Source organism: Lentzea albida, assembly GCF_900111005.1.
Classification (GTDB): domain Bacteria; phylum Actinomycetota; class Actinomycetes; order Mycobacteriales; family Pseudonocardiaceae; genus Lentzea; species Lentzea albida.
Genome location: NZ_FOFV01000012.1, coordinates 248,451 through 264,446, shown reverse-complemented (window position 1 = coordinate 264,446; position 15,996 = coordinate 248,451). Strand labels below are relative to the sequence as shown.

The window sequence follows — 15,996 nt, the reverse complement described above, 5'->3', positions numbered from 1 at the left end:
GAAATCATCGCTGCCGCGTCCGGATCGGTTCTGGCGATCGGCCCGTTCGGCACCACCCACAGCCTGGCCCAGCCGGATGCGACGACCCTGCAAGCCGAGGCGCACCAGCGGGTCGACGGCCTGTCGCAGAACCTGCGCGGCCAGCTCGCCGGCCACTGGTTCGACGCGGCCGCCGGTCGCCCGACATCGTTGTCTCCTTCCGGCAGGTCTGCCGACGCCATCCCTCTTATGGCGCAACGGAAGCCCGGACTTAGCAGTGAAATCGGACATCGCCGGGCCGCCACACGGGAACGAGCGCCACAACCCTCCGAACGACTGGATGTCGGGCGCGGTCCTGGCGGCTACCGTCGCGTCACCCTGCGAACCAAGGAGCCCGAAGGTGCGAAGAAGAAGACCCCTGCTCGTCGCCGCACTCCTGGCGCTGACGGCGACCCTGCCCGCCGCCCCCGCCCAGGCCGCCGGGTGCTCCGGCACCAACGACGGCGACTTCGCGATCGGTGACAACACCACCGTCGAGTCGCCCATCGCCATCAGCGAGTGCGGGTCGGCGCCGTCGGCCACCGCCACGGTGCCGGTGAAGATCGTGCACACCTACATCGGCGACCTCCAGGTCAGCCTGGTCGCCCCGGACGGCTCCGCCTACGTCCTGCACAACCGGAGCGGTGGGTCCGCGGACAACATCGACCAGACCTACACCGTCGACCTGTCGGGCGAGACGTCCAACGGCACGTGGAAGTTGCGCGTCAACGACAACGCGAACAACGACACCGGCCGGATCGACAGCTGGTCGCTGAACCTCGGCGGTTCGACGCCCGCCAACGACTTCTCCGTCGCCGTCTCGCCGACGTCCGGCTCGGTCGCCGCGGGCAGCACGGCCACGACGACCGTCCAGACCCAGACGACGGCCGGTCAGGCGCAGACCGTCGCGCTGACCGCCACCGGCCTTCCCTCCGGCGCGACGGCGTCGTTCAGCCCGGCCTCGGTCACGTCCGGTTCCAGCTCCACGTTGTCGATCAGCACGGCGACGTCGATCTCGTCCGGCACGTACCCGATCACGGTGCGGGCGGCGGGCACGACGACGAAGACCGCGACTTACACCCTGACGGTCACGGGCGGCACCGGGCCGCAGATCCCGGACATCGACATCGCCAACGTCAAGGCGCACCTGGCGCAGTTCGGCACGATCGCCTCGCAGAACGGCGGCAACCGGCGCTCGACGTCGGCGGGCTACCGCGCGTCGGTGGCGTACGTGAAGGACAAGCTCACCGCGGCCGGGTACTCGGTCACCGAGCAGGCCTGCACCTCCGGCTGCACCACCGGCGCCGGCCCGAACGTCATCGCGGAGTGGCCCGGCGGCGACGCGAACAACGTCTACATGTTCGGCGCCCACCTCGACGGCGTGTCCGCGGGACCGGGCATCAACGACAACGGCTCGGGCTCGGCCGCGTTGCTGGAGTCCGCGCTCGTGCTCGCCCAGCGCAACCCGTCGATGGTCAACAAGGTCCGCTTCGGCTGGTGGACCGACGAGGAGCAGGGCCTCAACGGCTCGCGCTTCTACGTCTCGCAGCTGCCGTCCACCGAACGCTCGAAGATCAAGACCTACCACAACTTCGACATGGTCGGCTCGACCAACGGCGGCTACTTCATCAACAACATCACCTCCGCGCAGTCCACGCACATGAAGGCGTACTGGGACTCCCTCGGCCTGCAGCCGGAGGAGAACACCGAGGGCCGCAACCGGTCCGACGACGCGTCGTTCACCAACGCGGGCATCCCGGCGTCCGGGTACGCGATGGGCGCGAGCGCCCGCAAGACCGCGGCCCAGGCCACGAAGTGGGGCGGCACGTCGGGCAGCGCGTTCGACCCCTGCTACCACGCGTCCTGCGACACCACCGCGAACATCAGCGACACCCACCTCAACCGCGCGGTCGACGGCATCGCCTACACCCTGTGGAAGTCCGCCGTCGGCACGGGAACGCCCGGCGCGGACTTCTCCGTGTCGGTGTCGCCGGCGTCCGGTTCGGTGGCGGCGGGGTCGTCGGTCTCGGCGACGGTCGGCACCGCCACGGTGAGCGGCAACGCGCAGACCGTCCAGCTGTCCGCGTCCGGACTTCCCTCCGGCGCAGCGGCTTCGTTCAGCCCGGCGTCCGTCCAAACGGGAGCGAGCTCGACGCTGACGGTCAGCACCACGGCGTCCACCCCCGCGGGCACCTACCCGGTGACGATCACCGCGACCGGCACGGCGACCCGCACGGCCACCTACACGCTGACCGTCACGGGCAGCGGTGGCGGCAGCTGCACCGGCACCAATGCGAACGACGTCGCCATTCCGGACGCGGGCGCCGCGGTCGACAGCGACGTCGTGATCTCCGGGTGCTCGTCCACGCCGTCCGCCGGTTCGGTGGTGACGGTCCGGATCGTCCACCCGTACATCGGTGATCTGACGGTGGCCCTGATCGCGCCGGACGGCACGTCGTACACCCTGCACAACCGCGCGGGCGGCAGCGCGGACAACATCGACCGCACCTACACGGTCAACGTGTCCGGCGAAGGTGCCAACGGCACGTGGAAGCTCCGCATCCGCGACCTGGCGGCGTCCGACGTCGGCACGATCGACACGTGGGGCGTCAACCTGGCCCCGTAAGACGTGAAGTGGCCTCTCAGAACACCGCTCAACTGGGTCTTCTGAGAGGCCACTTCTCCACGGCAACATCGTCGTCGTGACCACTCAGCACACCATCAAGATCGAGGAACTCGGCGGCGCGGACACGGCCCTGGCGTTCGACGTGATGCGCGAGCTCCGCCCACACCTCACCGACGCCGACGAGTTCGCGGAACTCGTCCGCACCCAACGGCGTGAGGGCTACCGTCTCGTCGTTTCCTACGACGAGACGGGCCTCCTGGTCTCACTCGCCGGGTTCCGGCACCAGACCAGCCTCTACGCAGGCTCACACCTCTACATCGACGACCTGAGCACGCTGCCCTCCGCACGCGGGAAGGGGCACGCGGGCGCCCTGCTGCGGTGGGTCGACGAGGAGGCCCGCCGCCTCGGCTGCGCGGGCGTGCACCTCGACTCCGGGACGCAGCGGCACGACGCGCACCGCCTCTACCTGGCCTCCGGCTTCGTCATCCCCGCGTTCCACTTCGCCAAGAGCCTCTGAAACGGCGTCGCGCCCACGCCGTGCAGGGCGACGCTGCCGAGCACGCACACGACCGTGATCGTCAGGATCGTGTCGGCGGCGGGCCCCTCCGGCAGCCGGTTGAACGCGAGCAACCCGAACACGATCGTCGTCGTGCCCCGCGGTCCCAGCGCGCCGACGAGCAGGCGTTCACGCCGGCGCATCCGCGACCCGGTGAGGGCGAGGAGCACGGGCCCGAGCCGCACCACGGTGAGCACGGCCGCGCAGAACAGCAGCACCTGCCACGACACGCCCAGGTAGAACGTCAGCACGGCGGCGATGCCGACCACGAACCACATGGTCATCGTCAGCAGCCCGGTGACGTCCTCCAGCAGGTGCAGGTCGGAGTTCAGCGCGTCCGTGCGCGCCTCGGCCCGTCCGGTGCGCACCCGGCGGGCCTTGAGCAGCCGGTGCACGTACCGGAACGTGATGCCGCAGACGAACGAGGCGACGAAGCCGTTGCCGTCGATCGCGACCGTCGCGGTGAAGGTCAGCAACGGCGTGAGCAGCACCGCGACGCGGGCGGACTGGTCGCTCACCCAGTCCGCCTGGTGGGCGAGGTCCATCAGCCAGCCGAGCAGCGCGCCGATCACCACCCCGGCCAGCAACGCCTTCACCGCGAACGGCAGCACCGTGCCGAGCGCCTCCAACGGCGTGCGCTCCTGGGTGTCGTCACCGGCCAGGACCAGCGCGAACAGGAACAGCGGTGTCACGATGCCGTCGTTGTAGCCGCCTTCGACGTTCAGCGTGCTCCGCACCCGCGCCGACAGCCCCTTGTCGCGCACCACGCGCTCGGCCGGGGCGAAGTCGATCGGCACCGTCACGCACGCGATCAGCAGCAGCACCTCCCACGGCAGGCGCGGGAACAGCAACCAGCCCAGCAGCGCCGCCACGGCGATGCTGATCGGCATCGCGACGAGCAGCACCCGCGCCACCAGTCCCGGATAGGGACCCCACAGCCGGCCCGCGCGCACCTCCGTCGCGTCGACGAACAGCAGCACCGCGAGGATGATCTCGGCCGCGTGCTGCACCGACTCGGTGTTGAGGCCGTCGGCGATCCCGCTCGGCTCGAACCAGCCCACCACGACCCCGGCCAGCACCATCACGAGCGGAGCGCCGAGCAGCCAGCGGTCCAGGCGGTTCGCCGCGAGCGACCGGACGACCATCGCGAACGCGGCGGCGAGCAACAGCGAGTTCATGGGCCCATCTTGGCCCGCGCGTCCACAAAGGACATCCGCAGGCGTTGCTCCGGACGGACCGATTCCGACCATTCACCTAAACCGGGACGCCGCGCCGTACGTACTCCCGGACATGAGCGGATCTCAGTCCGGTAACGAGAGGACGCCACATGGGCAAGCACCACGATGACCACCGCCGCGGAAAGGTGATCGCGGGCGCCATCGGTCTCGTCGCCCTGGCGATCACAGGCGCGACGTTCACCGCCAGCCAGGCGGCGCCCCAGGTGCGCACGTCACCGGAGAAGGCCACCGAGACGTTGCGGGAGAAGGCCTCCGTGACGGGAACCGCGTGGGCCGTCGACCCGGCGACGAACGAGGTGCTCGTCACCGCCGACAGCACCGTGACCGGTGCGAAGTGGGACAACCTGGTGGCCACGGTCGACGCCATGGGCGCCGGGGTGAAGCTGCAACGGACCTCCGGCGAGTTCCGGCTGTTCGCCGAGGGCGGCGACGCGATCTTCGCCGGCGGCAGCCGCTGCTCGCTCGGCTTCAACGTGGTCACCGGCAACGGCAGCCCCGCCATCCTCACCGCGGGCCACTGCACGGCCGCGGGCAGGCAGTTCTCCCTGACACCGGGCGGACGCGCCGCCGCCACCGTCGCGCGCTCGACGTTCCCCGGCGCCGGCGACTTCGCCCTGCTCACCTACAACAACCGCAACACCGACGCGCCCAGCGAGGTCGACACCGGCAACGGCCGCCGGGTGCGGATCGAGCGCGCCGCCGAGGCACGCGTCGGCCTGCAGGTCCAGCGCATGGGCAGCACGACGGGACTGCGGTCCGGCCGCGTCACCGGCCTCAACGCCACGGTCAACTACCCGGAGGGCCGTGTCACCGGCCTGATCCAGACCACCGTGTGCGCCGAAGGCGGCGACAGCGGCGGCCCGATGTTCACGAACAACGGCAACGCGATCGGCATCACCTCCGGGGGCAGCGGCAACTGCCGCACCGGCGGGGTGACGTTCTTCCAGCCCGTCACCAGGGCGCTCGCCGCGGTGGGTGCGCGCATCGGATAGCGGTCAGGCGGCGGTACCCCCGTCCACTCCCGGCAGGACGCGCAGCTCTCGAGGTGCGCGTCCACCGGCCCTTCGCGGTTCCGGGTGGTCTCGGACGGTGGGTTACTCTGCCGAGTCGTGGCGACTTCGAGGAGTGACGACGAGGCGGTGACAGCGTGCGCGCTGGCCGCCGGCGCGGGTGACCGCGAGGCGCTGGAGCGGTTCATCCGCCTCACGCAGCGCGACGTCTGGCGGCTGGTCGCGCACCTCGGCGGCATCGGCGTGGCCGACGACCTCACCCAGGACGTCTACCTGCGCGCCCTGCGGTCGCTGCCGGGCTTCGAGGCCCGCTCGTCGGCCCGCACCTGGCTGCTCTCGATCGCCCGCCGCACCGTCGTCGACCACATCCGGGCCGCCGTCGCGCGCCCGTCGATCGCCTGGTCGGCCGACTACCAGGTGGCCTCGGACGCGGACCGCTACGCCGAGCACGCGCGCTCGGCCGGGTTCGAGGACGTGGTCGAGCTGACCGTCATGCTCGCGGGCCTCACGCCCGAACGCCGCGAGGCCCTGCTGCTGACCCAGGTGTTCGGCCTGTCGTACGCGGAGGCCGCCGAGGTGGCGGGGTGTCCGATCGGGACGGTGCGCTCGCGGGTGGCGCGGGCGCGGGAGGACCTGATCAGCGGTCAGGGGAACGAAGACGCCGGAGCCGTGTAGGACCGGGCGTCACCCCTGGACCGATTGCGCGAAGGCGAACACGTGGTCCGGGTCGTACTTCGCGGCGACCTCCTTCAACCGGGCGAGGTTGCCGCCGCAGTAGGCCTGCGCCCACTGGGGCATCTGCGGGTCGATGTAGTTGACGTATCCGGTCTCGCCGACCAGTGCCCCGAGCCCGTCGCGGATCGCGGCGAGGTTCGCACGGGCCCGGGCGGCGTTCTCCGGTGGTGTCTTGAGGTAGATCTGGACGTTCGCGAGAGCCGTGCGGTGCGGGAACGCGGTGGCGTCCGGCGCGACGTCGGCCACCGCGCCGCGCAGGCCGTCGAAGATCAGGTACGTCTCGTCGGACTGGCCCGCCAGCAGCGCCACGGCCTTGGCGGGGTCGCTGATCGGGTCGCGCACGACCCGTGAGGACGCCACGGCCGACTCGCGGGCGATGGGGCCTCCGGCGAAGTACCGCGTGGCCTCGGCGTAGGTCTGCGCCTGGACGAACCGCTCGGCCGTGGGAGGCAACTGCGCCAGCAAAGCGTTGAGGCCGCTCACCGAACCGACGAAGCAGCCGCCGATCTTGCAACTTGGCTGCGCGCCACCGCGCACCACGACGTTGGACCACATCTCGTTCGGCGCGCCGGCGATCCACCTCTGCCACGCGCCGAGCGCGTCCGCCGCAGCACCGGCCGGGTACGACAGCGAGAAGACCGCCACCTCAGGGGCGGGCGCGGTGGAGAACACGAACTCGGTGACGATGCCGAAGTTGCCGCCACCGCCGCCGCGCAACGCCCAGAACAGGTCGGGTTCCTGCTCGGCGGACCCGGTGAGCAGCTTGCCGTCGGCCGTCACGACCGCGGCCGACACGAGGTGGTCGCACGTCAGCCCGTACTTGCGGGACAGGACGCCGATGCCGCCGCCGAGCGTGAGGCCCGCGACGCCGACGGACGGGCACGTGCCGGTCGGCAGGCAGCGGCCGGATGCCACCAGGGCCTGGGACACGTCACCGAGGGCCGCGCCGGAGCCGATGCGGACCCGGTCGCCGGGCAGCACCTCGACGTCCGACAGGCCGCGCACGTCGACCTGCAGGCCACCGGCGGGCGACGAGTACCCGGCGTAGCTGTGGCCTCCGCTGCGGGCGGCGATCGCGACGCGTCCGCGGGCGGCCTCGACGCAGGCCTGCACGTCTGCCGCCGAGCTGACCTTGGCGACCGCGGCCGGTTTCTGGCCGTCCCACACGGGGTTGAAGCCCTGGTAGGCGAACCCGTCGTCGCCGGCGAGCACGAGCTGGCCGGACAGCTTCGACCGCAGGCCGGTCCAGTCGGGCGGTCCACTCGGAACGGACGAACTGGACGGTGGCGCCACCGGGACGGGAGCGGGTGAGGTGCAGGCCGCGAGCGCGGCACCGGCACCGGCGAGCCCGGCGACCTTCAGAAACCTGCGTCGATCCACCCGATCGATCTTGGCACGCCGTGATCACCCGCGCACCGCGAGCACGACCCGGCCCCGGCCTTTGCGGTGCCACGCATCCGTGACGTCGTCGAGCGGCACGACCTCGTGGTCGACGGTGAGCAGGCCCGCCGCCGCGTAGCGGGCGATGACGGAGATCGCGTCGGCCCGTTGCTGCGCGGTCAGCTCGTTGTTCGTGTACCCGGACAACCGCAACGACTTGCTGCGCAACGTGGACGAGGTGATCGGGCAGGTCTCGCCCGCGGAGCCGCCGAGGTTCACCCAGCGGCCGCCGGGCCGCAACGCCTGCGCGGCCGCCGCGGCGGGTGGCCCGTACAACGGGTCGAGCAGCAGGTCCGCGTCCTGGGCGGCCTCGGCCACGTCCTCCAGCGCGACCACGACGTCCGCTCCCGACCGCACCGCGCGGTCGCGGGCCTCGGCGGAACGCGCGGCGACCACGACCCGTCCGGCACCGGCCAGGCGCGCGAGCTGGATCGCGGCCTGCCCGACCGCACCGCAGCCGAGCACGACCACGGTCTCCCCGGCCACCAGCCCGCCGCGCCACGTCATCGCCATGTGCGCGGCGACGGCCGACAACCCGAGTGCCGCCAGCGCGACCGGGTCGACGTCCGGCAGGAACACCAGGTCTTCCTGCCGTGCCAACGCCTTCGCGGCCATGCTGCCGTCCCCCGGGGCCATCCCGGCACGGGTGGGGAACCACACCGGGCGCCCGTCGACCGTCCCGACCCCTTGCACACCGGGCACATAAGGCGTCTCGGGCACGCCGAAGTACGAAGTACCGCCGGCGCACAACAGGTCCAGCGGTGTGATCGGCGCGGCGAGGACGTCGACGACGACCTCGCCGGGAGCAGCGGAAGGCTCGCCCCGGTCAGCGAGCGACGGCGGCTGACCGGGACGAACGACTACTGCGGCGCGCACGGCTGCAACACGAAGTCGTACTCGGCGAGCACCCACGGCACGTCGGAGACGTTGCCGTCCGGGGTCACGCCGGGCTCGCGCGGCACGAACCTCACCACGAGTTCCTGCTTGGTGCCGAACACGACGTCGCTGTCGAGGTACTCGGCGTCCTCCTCGAACAGGTGCGTGATCAGCGGCTCGAACCCCTCGGCGGTGAGCAGGAAGTGCACGTGCGCGGGCCGGAAGTGGCTGATCTCCGTCTGCTCGATCAACGCGCCGACCGGCCCGTCCATCGGGATCGAGTACCCCTTGGGCGTGATCGTGCGGACGCAGTAGGAGCCGTCCGGTTCGGCCCGGTACTTCGCGCGCAGCCGCGCCTCGTCCACGTCGAGCTGGGCCTCGTACGCGCCCTCGGCGTCGGCCTGCCAGACGTCCAGCACGGCGCCGGCGACCGGCGTGCCGTCCAGCGAGCGCACGGTTCCGGTGAGGTAGAGCGGAGTTCCGTCCACGTCGTCGGACATGTCCCCGCCGAACCCGAGCTCGGGGGAGCCGTCGATGTGGAACGGCCCGAGCACGGTGGCGGGTGTCGCGCCCACGTCGAAGCGGTGGTTCATCTGCACCACGAGCATGCTCAGACCGAGCACGTCCGAGGCCAGGATGAACTCCTCGCGCTTGGCGTCGCTGATCTGCCCGGTCGCGGTGAGCCACCGCACGGCCGCCATCCACTCGGCCTCGGTGAGCCGCACCTCGCGGGCGAAGTCGTGCAGGTGCCGGACCAGCGCGGTCATCAGCTGCGCTGTTCGCGGGTCCTTCGCGGTGGCCCAGCGCTGCTCGGCGAGCGCGGTGATGTTGTCCTCGGTGACGAGCTGCATTGCTCACTCCTCGACGGGTGCGACGGACCTGGTGTTCGTGTCGACGGACAGGAAGATGTCGTTGGCGACGGGGTTGCGCAGCTCCTCGGCGAGCTGCCCGATCAACCCCGCGGTGCGGGCCAGCAACGCGAAGCCCCGCAACAGCTCCAGCGGCAGGCCGAGGTCGGCGAGCACCGCGCCGCACGTGCCGGCCCCGTTGAGCGGCAACGTCTTGCCGAGCACCCGCGGGTGCACCCGGCCGATCGCGGCGAACAGCGACAGGTGCGGCCCGGCGAGGCCCTCCTCCTCGGCGATCTCGAACAGCCGCGGAGTGCGGGGGTCGCCGTTCTTGTGCACGTGGTGGCCGAGGCCGGGGATGCGCGCTTTGCCCTGTGCTTTCACGGTGTCCAGCGCGAGCGCGTCCCAGTCGTCCGGTTCCGGGTTGGCCCGCACGACGGCGTTGAGGAAGCGGCCGCAGTCCTCGGTGACGCCGAGGAACCGCGAACCGCCGCCCAGCAACCCCGCCGCGAGCGCGCCCTGCACGGAGTCGGGCGCGGACAGGAACGTGAGGCGGCTGACGATCGCGGTCGGCGTGAACCCGTGGTCGGCCAGGGCCGCGAGCACCGCCTCGAACAGCCGCGTCTCGCCGGGGCTCGGCCTGCGCTGGGTGGCGAGCCAGAACGCCAGCTCGCCGAACCCGACGGTGCCCATCACGTCGCGGGCGAGGTCGTGGCCCAGGAGGGTGATCGTGTCCGGAGTGGAGGCGCCCAGGGCGGTCTCGTAGGTGGTCATGGTGCTCCTAGGGGAGATGGCGTGACTGCGAGGGGCGGTGGCGTGTCCGCGGGCGTGGTGGCCCCGGCTCCCTCACTTCTCCTCCTCCAGCCACTTCCGCAGTTCCTCACCGTGCTCGTCCAGCCCCGGCGGCGGCAACCGGTACACCGCAGGGGTCTCGGAGAACCGGATCGGGTGCCGCGTCGTCGGGACGTCCCCGACCACGACGACCGGGTCGAGGCCGAACCGCTCGGCCATCGCGAAACCGCCGTCGATCGTGTTGATCGGCCCGCACGGCACCCCGGCCGCCACGAGCAGGTCGAACCACTCGACGGCGCCCCTGGTCCGCAGCCGCTCCTCCAGCACGGGCCGCAGTTCCTCGCGGTGGCGGGTGCGGTCGGCGTTGCGCGCGAACCGCGGGTCGTCCGGCACCTCGGGCAGCCCGAGCACCTCGCACAGCCTGCGGAACTGGCCGTCGTTCGCCGCCGCCACGATCAGGTCGTTGTCGGCGGTCGGCAGCGGCTCGTAGGGGAACACGCTGGGGTGCGCGTTGCCCATCCGTAACGGGACGACCCCGCCGGCCGCGTACGCCGAGCTGTGGTTCACCAGGCCCGTGAGCGCGGACGACAGCAGGTTCACCTCGACGAGCTGGCCCTGTCCGGTGGCGTCGCGGTGCCGCAGCGCCGCGAGGATGCCGATCACGGCGTGGTTGCCCGCCATCACGTCGAACACCGAGATGCCCGCGCGGTACGGCGGCCCGTCCGGATCGCCGGTGAGGCTCATCAGCCCGGAGATCGCCTGCACCATCAGGTCGTAGCCCGGGACGTGCTTTCCTTCGCCCGAGCCGAAACCCGTGATCGACGCGTAGACCACGCGGGGGTTGCCCGCGCTGACCGAGGCGTGGTCGAGCCCGTACTTGGCGAGGCCGCCGGGCTTGAAGTTCTCGATCACGACGTCCGCGCGGCGGGCGAGTTCGCGGCCCAGCGCGGCATCCTCCTCGGAGCGCAGGTCGAGCGCGATCGACCGCTTGCCCCGGTTGACGCCGAGGTAGTAGGTCGACACGTCCTCCCGCACGGGCGGCATCCACGTGCGTGTCTCGTCGCCGCCCGGGCCCTCGACCTTGACGACGGTGGCGCCCATGTCGGCCAGCAGCATGGTCGCGTACGGACCCGCCAGCACGCGCGAGAAGTCGGCGACCAGCAGACCTTCGAGTGGACCACCCATCAGACGGACGTCCGGGTGTCGCCGCGGTACTCGGTGTACGTGTAGGGGTTGTCCAGCACCTTCGACTCCGGGATGTCGGGGTTCATGCCCTTGGCCCACGCCTCCTCGCCGAGCTCCGACCGCAGGTGCTCGACGGTGTTCCGCACCTTCGCGCGGATCGAGTCCAGGTCGACGCCGACGAGCCTGTGGTCGCGCTTCACGATGCGGCCGTTCACGATCACCGTGTCCACATCGGACCGTTGCGCCTGGAACGCCACGTGCCCGTACGGGTTGAGGATCGGGAACATGGCGGGGGAGTTCTCGTTGCGCAGCAACACGACGTCCGCCTTCTTGCCGACCTCGAGGCTGCCGAGGTCCGAGGAGCGTCCCAACGCGCGTGCGCCACCGAGCGTCGCCCATTCCACGACCTGCTCGGCCCGCAGTGCCGCGTGCGTGACGGTGTCGTTCTTGGCGTGCGCGGCCATGTGCTCCCGGGCCCGGTCGGCGCCCAGCGTCGTGCGCATCGCGGAGAACAGGTCGCCGCTCCACCACACCGACGTGTCCATCGACAGCGACACCGGGATGCCGTGCTCGCGGATCGCCCAGGTGGGCGGGTAGCCCTGGCCCGCGCTCTGCTCGCTCTCGGTCGACACGGAGATCGACCCGCCGGTCGCCGCGATGCGGTGGTAGGAGTCGGCGGACAGCGTCGCCGCGTGCACGTAGATCGTCTCCGGCGTCATGAACCCGTTGTCGTACATCAGCCTGATGCCGTCGTCGTTCGTCGCGCCCCACACGCCCGCGTGGGTCGTGACGGGCACGCCGAGCTCGCGCGCGACCTCGAAGGCGGGCCTCTCGGGGAACGACGGGTCACCCGTCACGTCGAACGCGAGCTGGAAGCCCAGCAGGTCGTCGCCGGTGATGCGGCGGGAGACGAAGTCGCGGAACTCGGGCTTGGCCGTCCAGGACGCGGGGCTGTCCTGGATGTTGCCGTACGCCAGCACGAACCGGCCGGGGATCGCCTGCAGTGCGTCGACGGCGGCGTCCGCGTGGTCGGTGGTCTGCAGGCCGTGCGACCAGTCGACGGTCGTGGTGACACCGGCGTCGAGGGCCTCGGCGGCGCCCAGCAGGTTGCCGGCGTGGACGTCTTCGGGCCGGAAGACCTTGCCCCACTCCAGGTAGTACCAGACGAAGTACTGCGTGAGCGTCCAGTCGGCGCCGTAGCCGCGCATCGCCGTCTGCCACAGGTGGCGGTGCGTGTCGATCATGCCCGGCATGACGATGCCGCCGGTCGCGTCGACCTCCTCGGTGCCTTCCGGCACCTCCAGCCGCGGCCCGATCGCGGCGATGCGGTCACCGGTGACCAGGACGTCGTGGTCGACGAGGGGCTGGCGGCCGTCCATGGTCAGGACGGTGCCGTTTCTGAGGACGACGGAACTCATGGGGAACTCCTTGACCGTCAGGCGGACAGGTGTCCGTTGAATCCTCAACCTTCTTCCGCGCCGGGTCAACCCCTCAGGACGCGACGACCTCGTGCGGCACCGTGCCGAGCCGGGCGAAGTCGGCGCTGATGTCGCCCGCGACCTGCAGCAGCAACGGCAGGTGGTGCTCGAGCATCCGCTCCACCGACGTCTCCGACGCGTGGCAGTTGACGTTGATCCCGGCCACCACGGCGCCGGTCCCGTCCCGCAGCGGCGCCGCGACCGACCGGATCCCGAGCGCGAGCTGCTCGTCGGTCATCGCCCACCCGCGCGCCCGCACGTCGCGCAGCTCGGCGTCGCGCTCCGCCACGTCCGGCTGCCACCGCGACGTCAGCCCGGACCGCGTCGGCTGCGCGAGCACGGCCTCCAGCTCGTCCGGTGGCAAAGCCGCGAGCTGCACCTTCCCGAGCGAGGTCGGCAGGGCCGGGAACCGCGTGCCGATCTGCACGGACAGTGTGACGATCTTCGGCACCGCCACCCGCGCCACGTAGACGATGTCCGACCCGTCGAGCTGCGCGATGGAGACGGACTCGTTCGTGCGGGCGCAAAGCCGTTCCATGTGCGGCCGGGCCACGTCCCACAGCCCCATCGACCGCACGTAGGCGACACCGAGGTCGAGCACCCGCGGCGTGAGCGCGAACCCGCTCTCGCCCTGCCGCACGTACCCGAGCTCGACCAGCGTCAGCAGGATCCTGCGCGCCGTCGGCCGCGCCAGGTCCGTGGCCGCGGCGACCTCGCTGAGCGTCATCACCGGGCGCAGCGGCCGGAACGCGCGGATCACGTCCAGGCCGCGGGCGAGCGCCTCGATGAAGTCGGGGCCGGTGTCAGGGCGAGCAGGCATGCTCCCACGATAACGGACACGTGTCCGTTATCGTGGGAGCGTCAGGGCCTGGAGGTCAGCACCGCGCAGGCCACCACCAGTGCGGCCAGCACGAGCAGAGTCACGCTGACGTCGACGAGAAAATCGATCAGGCGCGCGGTGGCCATGGCGATCAGTCCAAACTGACGGGTTCCTCGCGGCGGGAGCGGAGGCTGGTGAAGGTCACGACGGCCAGGGTCACCACGATGACGCCGAGCGAGACCGGGGTCGGGATCGTCGGCACGGCCGGCCACACGCCGTGGGCCCAGTGCAGCACGAGCTTCAGGCCGATGAACGCCAGGATGATCGCGAGACCGTGGTTGAGGTGCACCAGCTTCGCGAGCACGGACTGGAGCACGAAGTACAGCGCGCGCAGGCCGAGCAGCGCGAACGCGTTGGTGGTGAACACGAGGTACGGGTCCTCGGTGATGCCGTAGACGGCGGGCACCGAGTCGATCGCGAACACGACGTCGGTCGCGAAGATCGCCACCACCACGATCGCGAGCGGGGTGAGGGCGCGGCGGCCGTTCTCGCGGACGAGCATCTTCGTGCCGCGGTAGTCGTCGGTGACCGGCATCAGCCTGCGCAGCAGCCGCACCGACCGCATCTTCGACGTGTCCTTCTCGGCGGGCTCGCCGGACAGGGCCGACTGCAGGATCTTCACGGCCGAGGCGAAGAGGACCAGGCCGAACACGAGGAACGCCCAGGTGCCCGCCGACAGCATGGCCGCGCCGGCCGCGATGAACACGCCGCGCAGCACCAGTGCGCCGACGATGCCGTAGAGCAGGACGCGCTGCTGGATCTCCGACGGCACGCTGAATGCGGCCAGCAGCAGCATGAAGACGAACAGGTTGTCGACCGAGAGCGACTTCTCGACGACGAAACCGGTCACGAACTCCAGGGACTGGCCGCTGCCGAACTCGTACCAGAGCCAGAGTCCGAACACGAACGGCAGAGCCAGGTAGAAGACGGACCAGCCGGTCGCTTCCTTGATCGACACCTCGTGCGGGCGCCGCGTCACCAGGAAGTCGACGACCAGCAGACCGAGCAGCACCGCGATGCTGATGAACCACAGTGCGGGCGTTGCCACGGATTCCACGGGCACAGGACCTCCTCGAACAACGATCGTTCGAGGTCTCCTTCACCCGAGGTCGGGTGGCCTCCCGGGGACACCTTCCGGATGTCCGTACTGACCGGGCAGACGCTTGGGAAGTACTCCCCTCGCCGGACAGCATAGGTAAAGGGTTGGTAATGCTCAAGTAATCCGATCGTGGCTTGCATCTCAAGCGGCTTGAGGTTTGATCGTAGGCGTCATGGACGACAACAGGCTGTACGCGATCGGTGAGGTGGCGCGCCGCACCGGGCTGAGCGTCAGCGCCATCCGCTTCTACTCCGACGAAGGTGTCGTGGCGCCCGCGCGCGTCACGACGGCCGGGCACCGGCTCTACGACGTGCACGCGATCGCCCGGCTGGAGTTCGTGAGCACGTTGCGCGACCTCGACGCGGGGCTCGAGGACATCCGGCGGCTGCTCGACGGCAGCGTGACGCTGACGGATCTCGCGACCGCGCACCTGGCGCGGCTGGACGAGCAGGCGCGGCGCATCCGGTCCAGGACGGCCGTGCTGCGCACGATCGCCCGGCAGCACACCGAGTCCGAGCAGGTGGTCCTGCTGCACAAGCTGGTCGGCATGTCCGACGAGGAGCGCGAGCGGCTGATCGACGACTTCTGGAGCGAGATCAGCGACGGGCTCGCGGCCACGCCCGCCTTCCTGGACCTGCTGCGCAGCGAGCGGCCGGTCCTGCCGGAGGAACCCGCCACCGAGCAGCTGGAGGCGTGGATCGAGCTGGCGAACCTGCTGCAGGACGCGGACTTCCGCCGCGCGGTGCACGAGCAGCTGCACGAGACCGTGTCCACGCCCGGTGCCCAGGTGATGATGTCACCGGAGGTGCTGGGCTCGTTCGACCGCGGTGGCGCGATCTTCCAGCGGGCGGACCAGGCCCGCAGGGACGGGGTGCCGGCGGACTCGCCGCAGGGGCGCGAGATCGCGGACGCCTACGCGGACCACCTGCGCGAGCTCATGGGGGAACCGGACAGCACCGAGCTGCGGCAGCGGCTGGCCGCGGACGTCCTGCGCGTCGAGGAGCTGCACCTGGAGTCGATCGCGGAGGCCGCGGAGCCGCGGGACCCGCACACCCGGTACCAGTCGCTGGTGGGGATCATCAACGGAACCTCGCAGGACGCGGCCGACTTCATGCCCTTCGCCTGGCTGTCCGCGGCGCTGGAGTTGTCCCCCGCGAGAGCTACGAACGAATGTCCACCGCGCGGGGACGTTCCGGACGCCGGAAATCCCTAGCT

14 protein-coding genes are annotated in these 15,996 nt (G+C 71.1%); 5 read left to right on the top strand and 9 right to left on the bottom strand.

Annotated elements, in window-relative coordinates; all coding sequences use genetic code 11:
- The first annotated feature begins 379 nt into the window (after positions 1–379).
- Together BMY74_RS28190 and BMY74_RS28185 are read left to right on the top strand one after the other, a co-directional pair.
- Positions 380–2,644 (top strand): proprotein convertase P-domain-containing protein, encoded by a 2,265-nt coding sequence (locus tag BMY74_RS28190; protein WP_245786404.1) that lies wholly within the window; start codon positions 380–382, stop codon positions 2,642–2,644.
- Positions 2,645–2,720: 76 nt separating this feature from the next.
- Positions 2,721–3,161 carry a GNAT family N-acetyltransferase gene (locus BMY74_RS28185; RefSeq protein WP_245786403.1) on the top strand — a complete coding sequence of 147 codons (441 nt, stop codon included), beginning with the start codon at positions 2,721–2,723 and terminating at the stop codon, positions 3,159–3,161.
- On the opposite strand, the gene BMY74_RS28180 is transcribed toward BMY74_RS28185, so the two are convergent.
- Positions 3,107–4,378, bottom strand: coding sequence for a cation:proton antiporter (locus BMY74_RS28180; RefSeq protein WP_089921459.1), 1,272 nt, complete (start codon positions 4,376–4,378; stop codon positions 3,107–3,109). The two genes, BMY74_RS28185 and BMY74_RS28180, sit on opposite strands and share 55 nt — an antisense overlap.
- Before the next feature lie 149 nt (positions 4,379–4,527).
- Here BMY74_RS28180 and BMY74_RS28175 point away from each other — a divergent pair, with 149 nt between their 5' ends.
- Positions 4,528–5,430, top strand: coding sequence for a S1 family peptidase (locus BMY74_RS28175; RefSeq protein ID WP_089921458.1), 903 nt, complete (start codon positions 4,528–4,530; stop codon positions 5,428–5,430).
- 117 nt (positions 5,431–5,547) lie between these two features.
- Positions 5,548–6,123 (top strand): RNA polymerase sigma factor SigC, encoded by a 576-nt coding sequence (sigC, locus tag BMY74_RS28170; protein ID WP_089921455.1) that lies wholly within the window; start codon positions 5,548–5,550, stop codon positions 6,121–6,123.
- A gap of 9 nt (positions 6,124–6,132) precedes the next feature.
- On the opposite strand, the gene BMY74_RS28165 is transcribed toward sigC, so the two are convergent.
- From BMY74_RS28165 to BMY74_RS28130, 8 genes are all read right to left on the bottom strand, one after another.
- Complete coding sequence (locus tag BMY74_RS28165) at positions 6,133–7,563, bottom strand: FAD-binding oxidoreductase (protein ID WP_342718226.1); 1,431 nt, start codon at positions 7,561–7,563, stop codon at positions 6,133–6,135.
- 24 nt (positions 7,564–7,587) lie between these two features.
- Complete coding sequence (locus BMY74_RS28160) at positions 7,588–8,499, bottom strand: quinone oxidoreductase family protein (protein ID WP_089921449.1); 912 nt, start codon at positions 8,497–8,499, stop codon at positions 7,588–7,590.
- Entirely contained in the window at positions 8,484–9,350 is an 867-nt protein-coding gene (locus BMY74_RS28155) for a dioxygenase family protein (RefSeq protein WP_089921447.1), read from the bottom strand. Before BMY74_RS28155 ends, BMY74_RS28160 begins: the two co-directional genes overlap by 16 nt.
- Before the next feature lie 3 nt (positions 9,351–9,353).
- Positions 9,354–10,121, bottom strand: a complete 768-nt coding sequence (locus BMY74_RS28150; RefSeq protein ID WP_089921445.1) for a citryl-CoA lyase — start codon at positions 10,119–10,121, stop codon at positions 9,354–9,356.
- A 72-nt stretch (positions 10,122–10,193) separates the two neighbouring features.
- Positions 10,194–11,324: a CaiB/BaiF CoA transferase family protein gene (locus BMY74_RS28145; RefSeq protein WP_089921443.1), complete on the bottom strand. Its 1,131-nt coding sequence runs from the start codon at positions 11,322–11,324 to the stop codon at positions 10,194–10,196.
- Positions 11,324–12,742 (bottom strand): amidohydrolase family protein, encoded by a 1,419-nt coding sequence (locus BMY74_RS28140; protein WP_089921440.1) that lies wholly within the window; start codon positions 12,740–12,742, stop codon positions 11,324–11,326. The genes BMY74_RS28145 and BMY74_RS28140 overlap by 1 nt, the downstream gene beginning before the upstream one ends.
- A 73-nt stretch (positions 12,743–12,815) precedes the next feature.
- Entirely contained in the window at positions 12,816–13,622 is an 807-nt protein-coding gene (locus BMY74_RS28135; RefSeq protein ID WP_089921438.1) for an IclR family transcriptional regulator domain-containing protein, read from the bottom strand.
- 151 nt (positions 13,623–13,773) lie between these two features.
- A complete protein-coding gene (locus BMY74_RS28130; protein WP_245786402.1) occupies positions 13,774–14,739 on the bottom strand; it encodes a TerC/Alx family metal homeostasis membrane protein in 966 nt (321 codons plus the stop codon).
- A gap of 214 nt (positions 14,740–14,953) precedes the next feature.
- Between BMY74_RS28130 and BMY74_RS28125 the strand changes: the two genes are divergently transcribed.
- Entirely contained in the window at positions 14,954–15,994 is a 1,041-nt protein-coding gene (locus tag BMY74_RS28125; RefSeq protein ID WP_218159771.1) for a MerR family transcriptional regulator, read from the top strand.
- Positions 15,995–15,996 lie beyond the last annotated feature (2 nt).